The sequence below is a fragment of the Candidatus Saccharibacteria bacterium oral taxon 488 genome, from assembly GCA_010202845.1.
In the GTDB taxonomy this organism is placed as follows: domain Bacteria; phylum Patescibacteriota; class Saccharimonadia; order Saccharimonadales; family Saccharimonadaceae; genus Nanosynbacter.
Window position 1 is genome coordinate 839566 of sequence record CP047921.1, and the last position, 13614, is coordinate 853179.

At 47.7% G+C, this 13614-nt stretch carries 13 protein-coding genes; 5 read left to right on the plus strand and 8 right to left on the minus strand.

The window, feature by feature from the left end; all coding sequences use genetic code 11:
* Window positions 1-55 precede the first annotated feature (55 nt).
* Window positions 56-2194: a glycosyltransferase gene (locus GWK78_04440; protein QHU94236.1), complete on the plus strand. Its 2139-nt coding sequence runs from the start codon at window positions 56-58 to the stop codon at window positions 2192-2194.
* An 18-nt stretch (window positions 2195-2212) separates the two neighbouring features.
* Here GWK78_04440 and GWK78_04445 read toward each other — a convergent pair whose 3' ends face one another.
* The gene (locus tag GWK78_04445) at window positions 2213-4876 is read right to left on the minus strand and encodes a hypothetical protein (protein QHU94237.1); all 2664 of its coding nucleotides are present in this window, start codon (window positions 4874-4876) and stop codon (window positions 2213-2215) included.
* Window positions 4873-5466 (minus strand): hypothetical protein, encoded by a 594-nt coding sequence (locus GWK78_04450; protein QHU94238.1) that lies wholly within the window; start codon window positions 5464-5466, stop codon window positions 4873-4875. Before GWK78_04450 ends, GWK78_04445 begins: the two co-directional genes overlap by 4 nt.
* Window positions 5467-5562: 96 nt before the next feature.
* On the opposite strand from GWK78_04450, the gene GWK78_04455 reads away from it, so the two are divergent.
* Complete coding sequence (locus GWK78_04455; GenBank protein ID QHU94239.1) at window positions 5563-6567, plus strand: glycosyltransferase; 1005 nt, start codon at window positions 5563-5565, stop codon at window positions 6565-6567.
* 47 nt (window positions 6568-6614) lie between these two features.
* Here GWK78_04455 and GWK78_04460 read toward each other — a convergent pair whose 3' ends face one another.
* Window positions 6615-7796 (minus strand): ATP-binding cassette domain-containing protein, encoded by a 1182-nt coding sequence (locus tag GWK78_04460; protein QHU94240.1) that lies wholly within the window; start codon window positions 7794-7796, stop codon window positions 6615-6617.
* The gene (locus GWK78_04465; GenBank protein ID QHU94241.1) at window positions 7797-8606 is read right to left on the minus strand and encodes an ABC transporter permease; all 810 of its coding nucleotides are present in this window, start codon (window positions 8604-8606) and stop codon (window positions 7797-7799) included.
* A gap of 45 nt (window positions 8607-8651) precedes the next feature.
* On the opposite strand from GWK78_04465, the gene GWK78_04470 reads away from it, so the two are divergent.
* The 3 genes from GWK78_04470 to GWK78_04480 all read left to right on the plus strand — a co-directional run bounded on the left by GWK78_04470 (window position 8652) and on the right by GWK78_04480 (window position 11412).
* Window positions 8652-9797: a glycosyltransferase gene (locus tag GWK78_04470; GenBank protein QHU94242.1), complete on the plus strand. Its 1146-nt coding sequence runs from the start codon at window positions 8652-8654 to the stop codon at window positions 9795-9797.
* Window positions 9798-9804: 7 nt separating this feature from the next.
* Complete coding sequence (locus GWK78_04475) at window positions 9805-10962, plus strand: glycosyltransferase (protein QHU94243.1); 1158 nt, start codon at window positions 9805-9807, stop codon at window positions 10960-10962.
* 81 nt (window positions 10963-11043) lie between these two features.
* A complete protein-coding gene (locus tag GWK78_04480) occupies window positions 11044-11412 on the plus strand; it encodes a GtrA family protein (protein ID QHU94282.1) in 369 nt (122 codons plus the stop codon).
* Here the strand turns inward: GWK78_04480 and GWK78_04485 are convergent.
* From GWK78_04485 to rpmH, 4 genes are read right to left on the minus strand one after another with little or no spacing between them, the layout of a single operon-like run.
* Window positions 11409-11870, minus strand: coding sequence for a KH domain-containing protein (locus GWK78_04485; GenBank protein QHU94244.1), 462 nt, complete (start codon window positions 11868-11870; stop codon window positions 11409-11411). The two genes, GWK78_04480 and GWK78_04485, sit on opposite strands and share 4 nt — an antisense overlap.
* Window positions 11871-11879: 9 nt before the next feature.
* Window positions 11880-12833, minus strand: coding sequence for a membrane protein insertase YidC (yidC, locus tag GWK78_04490; GenBank protein ID QHU94245.1), 954 nt, complete (start codon window positions 12831-12833; stop codon window positions 11880-11882).
* Between the two features lie 24 nt (window positions 12834-12857).
* Window positions 12858-13205 carry a ribonuclease P protein component gene (gene rnpA, locus GWK78_04495; protein QHU94246.1) on the minus strand — a complete coding sequence of 116 codons (348 nt, stop codon included), beginning with the start codon at window positions 13203-13205 and terminating at the stop codon, window positions 12858-12860.
* Between the two features lie 51 nt (window positions 13206-13256).
* Window positions 13257-13394, minus strand: a complete 138-nt coding sequence (gene rpmH / locus GWK78_04500) for a 50S ribosomal protein L34 (protein ID QHU94247.1) — start codon at window positions 13392-13394, stop codon at window positions 13257-13259.
* Window positions 13395-13614 lie beyond the last annotated feature (220 nt).

A 13614-nucleotide genomic window follows, 5' to 3' on the forward strand; every position in this document is an offset into this window, starting at 1 on the left:
ATAGTATCATAACTTAACAATAGACTAAAGTGACTACCTAAATTATAATAGCGTCATGAAACCACTTTTATCTATCATCGTTACCGCCCATCACGAGGGCCTTATTGCTCATAAAACTATGCGCTCCATTGAACGTGCTGTTAGCCTGCTTCGTGATAGCGATATTTCTTACGAAATAATTATATCAATTGACCGTGGCGATGAAGAAACAATTCGCTACTTCAGTAATTATACCGCTCTACCGATCGCTATACACCAATGGGATCATGGCGACCTCGCACAGTCTCGCAATAGTGCAATCACCAGGGCACATGGTCGTTTTATCGCATTTATTGACGCGGATGATTTAATGAGCGCTAACTGGTTGCGCGATGGTGTACAATTTTTAACAGCCCATTCCTATGGTAAGTACGTTGCTCATAGCGCATATACTATTGAGTTTGAGGGGGCGAGCGCCATTGTCGAAAAAGTCGGCCATACTAACAAAGACCGCGACACCCTGCTGAGTGTACTTTCGGGACGATGGAACTCGGTCATTATTGCGCCAAGTACTTTACTTCGCCAATTCCCATATACACCAAATAGCCCCGGATATGGCTACGAGGATTGGTTTATGAGCTGTCAGTTCATCCAGCATGGTGTCAAAAATGTCCTCATTCCGGAAACCGCTATCTTTGTTCGCCGTAAGGCCACCGGCTCGGAATGGGCACGTCAAAAAACTAGCCGCTCAGTGCTCCACGCCCACCCACTCTTTAGTCCATCGCACTTTCGTACCATCAAGCTTGACTCGGTTGCCACGCCTACCTCAGAGCAGCGGCGCCAAACGAAAAATACCATTAAGGAATTGATGGTTCGTTCTCGCATCCCACTGGGGTTAGTCAAGCGACCGCTCGCAATTATCCGACGCGGACGCAATGTGCTCAAAAAAAAGAAGTCGACACCGGCGACCGAGGTGCTGCCAGCGTGGCTTGATGCTGAATGGCGAGCATTACATCATATTGAGAAACTAATTTTTCCACCACATCCATTGCCGACAGTATACCACACAATTACTGATGATCATTATCGTGTTGGCTTGGCGTACTGGCAAATATGTCGTGATTTACGAAACGACACCTATGATTATGTGCTGTTCGTACCGTGGCTCAAGCGTGGTGGTGCTGATCTATTTGCTCTTAACTACGCCAACACCGCTGCATCACTCGGCAAGAAAGTTTTGGTTATTGCCACAAATGAAGTTGACGCTAATTACTCAGAGTGGCGACCACGCCTTAACATCGACGTAGATTTCGTGCCGTTTGGGACAATTACTCGATTTTTCCCTGCGGAGCAGAAATATAGACTTCTAGAGCAACTGATCGAAAATATCCACGTGCCGGTGCTCCATATCCTCAATTCAGAGCTAGCCTATGATTTTGTGCGAGATCACGCAGTGTATATCAAGGCCACCGGCAAAAAAGTTATTGCTACATCCTATAGTCAAAGCACTGATGAAACCGGACGAGTGTTTGGCTTTTCGCACAGTCACCTACCGCAGGTCTATCACCTGCTGGCCGAGATAACTACCGACAATGAAGCCGTCAAGTCGATGTGGGTTAATGAATATGCTTATAACGCGGATATAATCACCGTTCATCATCAGCCGCTTGATAGCAGTGCGTACACACCGATAACAGAGCTGGCCGGTCAAAGGCGGGTTCTTTGGGCGTCCCGCCTATCACCAGAGAAATTACCTCAATTAGTTGCAGTTATCGCTGATCTATTGCCTGATGATGTCCACATCGATATGTACGGTGATGCATCGAGCGAGTTTCCCGCCCATAAACTACCATCCCATCCACGGGTTCATTATCGCGGTGGCTTTAATGGTGTACCGTCACTGCCTGTTGACAACTATGACGCTTTTCTCTATACATCGCTCTTTGATGGCATGCCAAATACACCAATTGAGATAGCCCTGTGTGGATTGCCGTTGGTGGCAGCGCGCGTTGGTGGAGTAGCAGACTTTGTTGGTGCATATGGACAGATTGTTGATGATGTCACCAATCCAAAAGCCTACGCTGAAGCGTTAACTGTTGTTCTGGACAATCCCAAGACAGCGTTTGCTAACGCCCAAGCTCTGCGAAAGCAGGCACTACGTAATTTTTCGCAGAAAAGGTTTTTGACGGAAGTAAGGCGCATGCTCAAGCGGTAGTTGTCCGCAGTTGTCGCTCTACTCGCGCACCCTCATCTCCCCTCTAACCGCCTCATTACCAGTCTCAAGCGGTGGGGTAGCGTATTCATGCCAGGTGCGACCGTCAAAGGTAGAGAAATAGGCGCGGTAGACACCGACTGGGAAGGAACGAGTGGTCTTGAATTCTTGTTCTTGGTTAGGCTGAATGGTGGTTGGCCTGAGGCAGCCGAGATCGTAGTTTACTCCGTGCTGGTTGCGCATAATGAGACAGGTGCGGTTAGTGGTGGTGATGGGTTGGCTGGCAAAGTTCTTGATCTTAAAGGTGGTAGTGACTGGCTCGCCGGCACGTGGAGAGGGGTTAGAGAAAGTGATGCCCTGGGTGAGGGTGGGGTTGGGGAGAATGGTGAATGATAAGCTAGCTACCTCCTTGCCAGTCAACCCCGGTAGCGCCACCCCTTCGTGCCAGCGACTGCCGTCGTATAGCGCAAAGAAGGCTCTATACGTACCCGGCTTGTCAAAAAGACGACTGAGCGAAAACTGCATGCTACTATTTGGAGCAATTCCCTTTGTCGATTGACAGCCAAGGTCATGGTTCTCGCCACGTGGACCCCGAACAATGTAGCACAAGCGCTGATCAGTCTGTGACACCGCCGAACTAAGATTACGCAGGGTGAACGAGCCGGTCAGCTTGTCACCAGCACGCGCTCGCGCTGGCGTTATCGATAATCCCTGTGACATAACGACATCTTGCAGCACCCTCATCTCACCCTTCACCGCCTCGTTACCAGTCTCAAGTGGTGGAGCGGCATATTCGTGCCACGTACGGCCGTCAAAGGTGGAGAAGTAGGCGCGGTAGACACCAACTGGGAAGGAGCGAGTGGTCTTGAATTCTTGTTCTTGACCAGGTTGAATGGTGGTTGGTTGGAGGCAGCCGAGATCATAGTTTGCTCCATGTTGGTTGCGCATAATGAGACAGGTGCGGTTAGTGGTGGTGATGGGTTGGCTGGCAAAGTTCTTGATCTTAAAGGTGGTAGTGACTGGCTCGCCGGCACGTGGAGAGGGGTTAGAGAAAGTGATGCCCTGGGTGAGGGTGGGGTTGGGGAGAATGGTGAATTGCGCCCGGTTACCAGCACTAGCTGGCGTTGGCACCGGATACTGCGCCTCGGTCCAGGTTGTCCCCTTGTCAAGCGTACCACTCACTCGCGCCTTGTATAGACCACTTTCTCGTGGAATAAACTCTTGGTCATAGGCATAGGTTGCACCCGGCGCAAGGCTATTAACCGTATCAAAGCGAGCGTCGGCATTTCGTCCGCTCGGACTAGTAATTGCCGCGCCAAAATAACCGAGGTCGATTGGCTTCGGACTATTGTTTTTAACCGTGAAGCGGATCCGCGTTGATTGCCCAACGTGAGTTTGTTGGTTCTGAATAGTTACTGGGGAAGTTACTGTTGGCGCCGTCTGCACAAACGTCGACACTTCGCGGCTATGGCCCGGAGCTGATTCTGGATAATTATTACTCCAACCGTTGCCCTCACGGTAATTTGTGATCCAGAATTTATAATTCTCCTCTTTCGTTAACTTAGTTGTCACTCGGTAGGTATATGTCTGCCATGGCTCAAGAATAACCCGTTGGCTACCAAAGTCATAGTTGTTCCACTTGCTATCACGGGCAGCTATTGCCATAGTGCCTAGATTACGGCGCTGATTTGTGGCGTTACGGATAGTGAACGATGCAGTTATGGTCATGTCCGTAAACAATTTTGACCCGGTCCCCTCCGTTCTCACTGACAGCGGCGATTCAATTCGCACAGATTTCAGTGGCGAACCAAACCATTCGTTAAAGAAGCGCCAAAAATTACGATTACCATACGCGCCACAATGTGCCGTTCCTGGATAGGCGTCAAGGGCACCTTGATTTGGCTGATATGGGGTATAGTTGTACAAGTTGGCTGTTGCTTGATTCTCGATATATACCCATGAGCCGCCGCAGGCTGCGTTTGTGTTATACTGGATATAATTTGACCGACCAGCCTTGTAGCGATATTCACCCGGCCGATTAGTATATAGCCGGAATTGGCGCGCCGCCATCCGCAATTGATTGTACATGCCAGCATACTCATTTGAACAATTCGCTGTATTACCTGGTCCGCTGTCCGGACAAGCAAAGCCCATAGCATACTTGTACTGACTCTTGAGTGGCCAGACATCAGTAAATAACGACCCCTGTTCTTTCTTTAGTGTCACAAGCATTACTTGTGGATTAATGCCGAATTCTTTTGATACATTCCAAATAATATTGGCCACCGACAGGCCACCAGCAAACCAGCCGCCTCCTTTTTCAAACGAGGTTTCTTTCGTGCTTGGATTTTCATGATAATCACGCAGGCAGGCATACGGTGGGCCGTGCCAACCGCGTTTGGCTGCATATTGCGCTCGCGTACCTCCGCCATACTCGGACGGCCCAGTTCCCCACGTATCGCAGGCTGGCGTATGACTGTTGATAAAGTTTTGGATGTCTTGAACACTTGAAAATGTATTGGTGTCATAAAAAACATTGTCATCAATAATTCGCCCGGGACTCCATGGTGACAATGCTCCTGTTTTTGGCCAGAAGACAACCCCTAGACCAACAACACCAACGACGATCAGTGTATACCCGACACGCTTTAGCCAAGATAACTTCACACGCTGCAACCGAATCATCGTAGCCCCTCCTTACGGAACGACGGCCCGTTCGTAGACTCCCCGGCGTATACGCCCGACGAGTAAGCAACCTTGATCGACATGTCAGTGCCCGACGGCAACTCTGACAAGGGGATTTCAGCCATGCGACAGTTTGTTGAACTCGGCCCGGCGGACGCACTAGTTTGACGCGAAACTTGACCACCAGACCAGTAGACCGTGAAGGTACAGCTGCCACCATTTTCGACAATAGCGTTAACGCCGCCATCAATCTGTAGACGCTGGCGATCACCACTCAGACCGTAACCACTTACGATTGGCGTCACTGCTCGTTTTGAGCCGCGTTGCTCACCAGGACCGGCTGGCTTATCGGGGCTTCGACCATCGCGCTCTTCTGGCTTCGTCTTACTGTCGTCAACTTTCTTATTGCCATCTTTGTTGCTGTTATTTTCCTTTGCTCGGGACGAATTAGCATCATCCTTGGCCCGCTCTGTTTGTTGTGGCCGCGTTATCGCATAAACAACCGCTGCAATGGCAATCACGATGACCGCACTTACTAAACTAATTATTACAATCTTGGTCCTCTTTGGCGATGTTTGTTTAACTCGCATAGTGTTGTTTCCCCTGTTTTATCCTATCAGCTTAAGCATAACAGTTAATCGTTGGGTTTTCAATATTTTGCCAATAAAGATGCTATAATATCCCGTATGAATGCACAGAAATCCCAAGTTAAACCACCATTGGTGTCAATTATTACCGCCACCTATAATGACGAAACATACATTGAGTCCTCAATTCGCTCCGTGCTGTCACAAGATTTTACTGATTTCGAGTACCTTATTATTAATGATGGCTCAACCGATAATACAAAAAAAATCGTTCAGCGCCTTCAAAAAGAAGATAGCCGCATTCGCCTCATTAATCAAAAAAATAGTGGCCTCGTGGCTTCACTCAACCGCGGCATTACTGAAGCGCGTGGCACCTACATTGCCCGTATTGATGGCGACGATGAGTGGCTACCGCACAAGCTCAGGACTCAAGTCACTATGCTAGAGAAAAACAAAAACCTGGTTCTGGTTGGCGGTGGCGCAGAAATCATGAACCAAGATAGCGTACCAACTGGTTTTATTTTTAACGTTGCTCGTAACGAAGATATTAGACTCGGTCTTTGCATTTTTAATCAATTCTGTCATTCATCGGTCATTTATCGCCGCCAGGCAGCACTTGACGCTGGTCTTTACCCTGACACCTGTCCGGCTGAAGATTATGACCTGTTTAGTAAATTTGCCGAACATGGTGAGCTTGCCAACGTACCTTACCCTGTTTTTCGCTATCGCATTAGTGACGGCAGCATCTCGGCTAAACGGCGCGATGAGCAAAATCGTCTCGCTAAAAAGTTTTCGCTTCGCAACTGGGATATCGTTCAGCCGACGGTCACTAGTCGTGCCGACATCAAACGTGCTTTCGCCTATTATATCAAAAATCCAATTAACCATGATTTTGGAATTAGCCATAAACATGCCTATACGTTTGTACTCATGCGCATTGGTTATCGTATGCTTCAAAAGGGACAGGTTGGCAAGGGACTCCATCAGCTTTGGAACGTAGCATCAACCGGGCGTACTGCCGCCAAGATCGTTGTTAAGTGGGGACTTGATATCATCAGGATTAAGCTTAAACCATCACGTCGAAAAACAAAAACAGCAGCTTAGTAGTACGAAGACAGAAGATCACCAAACTATTGGACGGGCTATCCTTTTTATTTGTGATCGTGGCGCCACTGCCGCGGAATCAATGTTAATCCCCCAAACGACTGCCCAACCACTGAAAAGTCTTTCGTGATAGTAAATTCCTCGGCACGATAAGCAACGTCATACTTTACTGACCCATCGTGATTGAGGAGATTAACATCAACATAATACGACCCCGGGCCCAAGTTTGCTTCGATATCGAGTGTCAGTTTTTTATCCTTCGGTAGCCTAGCAAAACCCTCACGATTAGTAATAAAATTCGATACTAAATCACTGTCTTTGCGATATAAATCAACCATGATTGCTCGCGTCTTATCGTGACGCCAGGCGATATCAAACGAGATAGTCTCGCCAACCTTAAAGCTACGCTGTTTTTTACCTGTCGCGCCACGTATTGTAACATCAACATTTTCACCGGTATATTGCCTATTTCGGTCAATACTCGCGTCAATCACCGCCTGGTTAAGCCGACTATACTCGTCAGCTACCTGAACCGGGTTTCCCTCTTTAATAATCTTGCCATCCTGAATTAGCACAGCACGATTACAAAACTTCTTGACTGTTTCCATGTCATGTGTAACCAAGACAACTGTCTGCCCGCTGGCTTTATATTGCTCAAATATGTCGATACACTTGCGTTGAAAGGCTTCATCACCAACAGCTAATACTTCATCAAAAATCATAATATCATTACGCGCCTTGATTGCTACCGAAAACGCCAATCGTACCTGCATGCCCGACGAATAATTTTTTAACTTCTGATCCATAAACGGTTCAAGTTCAGCAAAGGCAACGATCTCATCATACATCGCCTCCATCTCTTTGCGAGTAAACCCGAGTAACGCCCCGTTCAAAAAAACATTGTCTCGGCCAGATAACTCTGGGTTGAAGCCAACGCCCAGTTCAATAAATGGCGTCAACTTACCGTTTAGCTGGACATCTCCACTCGTTGGTTGATATACACCGGCGAGAATCTTAAGCATGGTACTTTTTCCCGAGCCATTCCGACCAACAACGCCGAAAAAATCGCCCTGATTAACAGTAAAACTAACCCCGTCTAGTACTTTCTGGACGGTCTTTTTATTCCTCTTGACAATATTAACAAAAGCATGCTTGATGCTTGAGTTCTTGGTTTGCGGCAGCACAAACTCTTTATGTATATCCTTGATTATAATCGCCGGCTTCGTCATCTAAATGTCCTCCGCAAATGAACGTTGCTTACGCTGGAAATACCACCACCCCAGCCCAAACAGCCCGATGGTTATCATAATCGGAATAAACCACAACAACGGATTATGAAATGTTTGCCAAATTGTCTGAGAGGCGGGGTTACTAGGCATCAGTGTATGCCTGGCGTCTTGAATAATTTGCGTAACAGGGTTCAAAAACGCGACTTTCTGGATGACTGCAGGCATATAAATAATGGCGAAAATAATACCACTGGCGTAAAACCCAGCCTGCAACAAAATTTCCCAAATGTACGCGATATCACGAAATGTCACATAAAGCGCTGAGAGCAGGAGAGATAGGCCAATTGATAGCAAAAATAGCTGAGCAATTATCGGAATTAGTAGCAACCACAACAAAGTTGGCATCAAGCCACTTAGTAGTGCAAAAATTATCACCACAATCATCCCCAAGCCAAGGTTAATCAGCGCCGATACGGAGCTGGCAACCACTAAGAGGTGTCTCGGGATTGCCACCTTACGAATTAGTTGCCCATTTTCCACTACCGAACGAGTACCTACCATTGTTGCCTCAGAGAAAAAGTTCCACAGCACGACGCCAATTAATAACCAGACGCCAAAATATTCAATCCCTTTACTACCCTGTGGGAATGCATAGGTAAACAATACATACAAGATGCCGAATATGAACAGCGGCTTCAGAAGCGACCATACGTATCCGAGGGCAGAATTTTGGTAGCGAACCTTAAAGTCTGTGCTAACCATTGCGCGCAAAATTGCCCGATTTTTTTCATTACCAAAGAGATGTTTCACTCCCTGATTATACCAAATTACACCAAAAAGATATATACTTGTAAAATGAATCGGTTGCGAGTTGTTATCGTACGAAATGCCGCACCTCATGATTTTGGTGGCGGCGAGCGATTTCCAGTGTTCTTAGCCCAAGAACTACGAGAGCTGGGCCATTTGCCGGTTATTTTTAGTCACCACACGACGCTCTGTGACTACGCTAAGCACGAACGGTTGACTTACCGCCGCTCTTGGTGGTGGTCTCGACAAAACTGGAGCGGCCGGCGAGTTGTATTAACACCACTATATATACTCTGGCAGCTGCTACTCACTTTGTATTATATTATCCAATTTCATCGCTACAAAGCTGACGTTGTTCACCTGCAGAGTAAGGATGATTTTATTGCTGGGTCAATTGCCGGTAAGCTTATCGGTGCCCATGTTATCTGGACCGACCACGCCGACCTCAAACATGTCTGGAAACAGCTCGGCGTATGGTATAAAAACCCGACTGGTAAGCTGGTTGCTTGGGCGGCACGCTTTGCCGACGCAATTACCCTCGTTAGCCAGAGTGAATGCCGTCTCGTTTCTGATAATCTGCCGTCAACCTCACCAATTCATCGTAAATTAACCGTTATCTATAATGGTGTCAACGACCAGAAAACACCACACACACCCATCAAAAGCCACCCGTTCACGTTCTGTATCGCCGGTCGCCTGGTTGTTGATAAGGGAGTTAGCGAAGCGATCGCTGCATTCAAACGACTTCACGCTACACATCACGACACGCGCCTCATTCTGATCGGCGATGGACCAGATCGCTCACAATTTGAAAAACAAGCTAAAGGATTACCGATCACTTTTCGTGGCCATCAAACAGACCCTCTCCCTGAGGTTGCCACCGCTGACGTATATCTTCATCCAACATACCACGAGGGGTTTAGTGTTTCACTCGTTGAGGCCAGTATGCTCCAGCTACCAATTATCGCCACTGACGTTGGTGGCAATCCGGAGATTATTCATCATAACAAGACCGGCCTCCTCGTCCCCGCAAAAGATTCGACAGCACTGCATCGCGCCATGGAGCAGCTATATTCTAACCCCAAGCTTCGCGTACGTCTAGCCGCCGCCGCTCGCCGTCAATATCTTGCCTCATTTGTTTTTCACATCATCGTTAAAACACAGTTTATTCCTTTGTATGAAAACGGTTTATAATATACGTATGAAGATTCGTATTGAAACCGCTGCCCTCACTGCCCCCAATATATCCGGGGTTGGTCATTATACCCGTATGTTGACCAATAGTCTCGCTCGCTATTCACCGCCAGGAACTGAAGTTTCGGCGTTTTATTTTAATTTTTTGAGCAAGCATCGGGACCCTATTCTAGACAGCTCAATCAAGCATGAAAAACATACGCTCATGCCGCAGCGGCTATTTGCTAAGCTCCAGAGTTACGGTCTACCGTTACCGTACGACCTGCTGTCTTCGCCTGTTGATGTCGCGATTTTTCCGAATTTCGACCGCTGGACAACCAGTAAGGCAGCTATTACTGCCGTTGTCATTCACGACCTTGGCTATCTTTATTTTCCTGAAACGATTGAACAGCGTAATTTAGCCCATTTACGCCGCCGTGTCGCCCATGCAACCCGAGTAGCAGACCTCATTATTACCGTCTCGGAGTCAGTCAAATCAGAAATTATCGCCGAATACGGCGTGCCAGCCTCAAAAATTATCGTCACGCCAATACCAGCTGACCCAATTTATTCTCAACCGGGTGCAATCGACGTCGCCACCAAATACAACTTACCAACCAAGCGGTATATCTTTTCAATCGGCAATCTCGAACCGCGCAAGGATTTACCGACAATGATTGCTGCTTTTCGGGCCCTGCCAGAAAAAATCCGCAAACAATATTCGTTAGTGTTGGCTGGCGGTAAGGGCTGGAAGACCGAAACTACTGAACGTGCCATCGCTGAAGCCCAGGCTGCAGGTGAACATATTGTCCGTCCGGGATACGTCCCCCAAGAAGATGTACCTGCGTTTTATCAGCAAGCAGACCTTTTTTGCATGAGTTCCATTTACGAAGGATTCGGTATGCCGATTGTTGAGGCGCTGACTAGCGGTACGCCGGTTGTTGCCTCCGATATTCCTGTACTCCGCGAGGCTGGTGGAAATGCGGTTCTTTACGCTCAGCCTAAAAATCCCGACGACTTCATGAAAAAAATGCTCTCTATTATCGCTGACCCGCAAAAAGCACGCCTTGATATGAAAACTGAGGTTCAGGCTCATCTCAATACTATTTCCTGGCAGAATAATACCGATCGCCTCATCACTGCTTTCAAGGAGGCCATTGCCGCTAAAAAACATCGCACCAACTAGGGTTTATGGGTTATACTTATCATTATGGCTCGTTTCAAACACTACATCACCAACCACGCCACCAAACTTCGCTACCTCCTTATCGGTACCATTAATACCGCCATTGATTTTGGTATATTGTTTATGCTAACTTGGCTTATTAGCACACCAAAAGAATTAGCTAACATCATCTCAACCACCATCGCCTTTAGCTTTAGCTTTGTTGCTAATCGATCGTTCACCTTTCGCTCACGCACCGGTAATGTTCGTCGCCAGCTACTCCTCTTTACCCTCGTCACCCTGTTTGGTCTCTGGGTAATCCAGACTATCATTATTGCGCTACTCGCGCCAATTTTCATTAGCTTTAATTTCAGTCAGCCAGTAGCACTGTTTATTAGCAAGCTCATCGCCACCGTCGCCAGCCTCATCTGGAACTACCTGCTCTATACCAACGTTGTCTTCAAAGATTAAGAGCTCTTCTGCGAGATTACTAAGTGCCGTGCACGGCCCTCGCCCTCAGAGTGGGTCTCAATATCGCTATAGTCGCTCGCCACGTGATGCACCACCCAGCGATCGGCCGAATTTAGTTCAATAATTTTCGTCTCGCCCGTCCGTCGCACCTCTTCGATCCAGCCGCGCGCCTTGTCAGCAATCTTTTCGGCGTGTTGCTTTTTATAATCAGCAATATCAATATTCACTCGAACTAGTGCCGCTTGACGATTGCGTAAAATTGCCGACACCACCGTCTGTAGACTCCGCAGTGTCTCCGCATTCCGCCCAATCAGCAAGCTATTACGTTCACTCGACGGCACAACGGCCTTGATAACATCGTCTTCAACACTAACATCGACATCCAGATTGAGATCAAAGAACGCCAAAAAGTCCTCTAGGTATTTCTTGACAAATTCAATGGTCGCGATTTGATCCATATAGCCTCCTTAATCCTTCGCCTTTATCCGCGTAATGTTCGCCTCAGTCGCTGTGGCCGCTCGTTGCGAAGCGACTTTTAATTTTTTCACTGACGTGGTTGCTGACTTGCTCGTAGATTTTGGCGAACGCTTTTCGCCGGCAATTTGTTGCATTTCTGTCCCGTCTTGCTTGAGAATAATGGCGTTTTGGATATAAGCAGCGATATTTGAGGTTGCCATGTAGAGCGCCAGCGCCCCCGGCAGACTGATCATAATAAGGAACATAAACACCGGCATAACCTTCATCATTTTGCGCGTGACAATGGCGTTAACTTCGGTTTGATCGGCGTTCTTGCCTTCACCGGCCTCCATCAGCACATCACGTAGTCGCTTCTTGCTGTCCGAACTTGGCGACATTTGCTTTGATAATAAATACTGTAAAACGGCAGCTACCAGAGCGAGGATGAGTAACCCGATTGATACGCCGTTTGATGATAACGCTTGCTTCGTCAAGTCCATCAGCCCCAAGAAATTCTGGTTAAAGTGATCTGGATTGGCGATCAAGTGCTTGACCGGCCCCCACTGCTCCATTACGTCGTAGGTGTACTTGGCGAGCTCTGAGCGCTGCAGTACGAATATCTGTACCACACGGTAAATCGCGATCAGCACCGGCAGCTGGATAAGAAGTACTAGGATAGAGCTCATCGGCTTGATGTTATGTTTTTTATACACATCCATCATCGCCATTGCCCGCATCTGTGGGTTACTCTTATATTTTTTGTTCAGCTTGGCAAGCTCGGGCTGTATCTTGCGCATCGCTTTAGCCTGGTGGAGTTGCTTCTTAACCAGTGGCCACAAGAGTAACCGCACAATTATTGTAAATAGTACAACGCTAACTCCAAAATCGCCGCCCGGGATCAGCGCGTAAATCGCCATCAGCAAGTTAAAAATTGGCTGCACAATAACCACATCAAACATATTCATGTCCTCATTATACCAGAGGTGGCGCTATTTATACAGCCCGGCTTGCGAAAAGAGTTGTTTTACTGCCGTTCTTAAATTGTCATGCGACATCAGTAGCACCTCCGGCGAAAACACCATAATGACAACATCAAACCCGCCCCGAACATGCGGCAATTCTAGTCGGATAATTTCGTAAATTCGGCGGCGAACACGATTGCGCTTAACGGCAGACTTGAGCACCTTTTTGCTAATCACTACCGAAAACCGACCATGGCGACGGCGCGGATTAGCAATATATTTCATAGTGAGCTGCGACGAGCGAATTGCCTGCCCGCGCATATAGACGTAGCGCAGGCTACCATGACCATGAAATCGGTTGACGTGACGTAACATAGGTCCAGTATAGCAAAATCCCGCCCTGTTAGGCGAGGCGGGAGTTTACATTTAGATAGCGATTTTGGCGCGACCCTTGAGGCGACGGCGCTTCAGAACAGTGCGACCAGCCTTGGTCGAAACACGAGCTCGAAAACCGTGCGTCTTGGCGCGATGTCGCTTGTGTGGTTGAAATGTTCGCTTTGGCATATCGTTATTTAGTGTAGCCTTTTTTGACATTTTTTGCAAGCCATGGATAAACTTTCCACTGTTTCTACTGTTTTTTCCACATATTTATCAGAGGTGGCTCATCGCTGTGGAAAAATCACCTCGAGAGGCCTTAGATTTTATGATGGCGCCTGTGCTTGTGGAAAAGTCTGATTTTTTGCTATAGTAAAGTCATCAAGCTAGTTCCGAGGGGGAAGGTATT

Bases quoted from the DNA above. Each gene is read 5' to 3' on its own strand.
- GWK78_04440 (QHU94236.1), top strand. From the start codon at position 56: ATGAAACCACTTTTATCTATCATCGTTACCGCCCATCACGAGGGCCTT.
- GWK78_04445 (QHU94237.1), bottom strand. From the start codon at position 4,876: ATGATTCGGTTGCAGCGTGTGAAGTTATCTTGGCTAAAGCGTGTCGGG.
- GWK78_04450 (QHU94238.1), bottom strand. From the start codon at position 5,466: ATGCGAGTTAAACAAACATCGCCAAAGAGGACCAAGATTGTAATAATT.
- GWK78_04455 (QHU94239.1), top strand. From the start codon at position 5,563: ATGAATGCACAGAAATCCCAAGTTAAACCACCATTGGTGTCAATTATT.
- GWK78_04460 (QHU94240.1), bottom strand. From the start codon at position 7,796: ATGACGAAGCCGGCGATTATAATCAAGGATATACATAAAGAGTTTGTG.
- GWK78_04470 (QHU94242.1), top strand. From the start codon at position 8,652: ATGAATCGGTTGCGAGTTGTTATCGTACGAAATGCCGCACCTCATGAT.
- GWK78_04475 (QHU94243.1), top strand. From the start codon at position 9,805: ATGAAGATTCGTATTGAAACCGCTGCCCTCACTGCCCCCAATATATCC.
- GWK78_04485 (QHU94244.1), bottom strand. From the start codon at position 11,870: ATGGATCAAATCGCGACCATTGAATTTGTCAAGAAATACCTAGAGGAC.
- yidC (QHU94245.1), bottom strand. From the start codon at position 12,833: ATGAATATGTTTGATGTGGTTATTGTGCAGCCAATTTTTAACTTGCTG.
- rnpA (QHU94246.1), bottom strand. From the start codon at position 13,205: ATGTTACGTCACGTCAACCGATTTCATGGTCATGGTAGCCTGCGCTAC.
- rpmH (QHU94247.1), bottom strand. From the start codon at position 13,394: ATGCCAAAGCGAACATTTCAACCACACAAGCGACATCGCGCCAAGACG.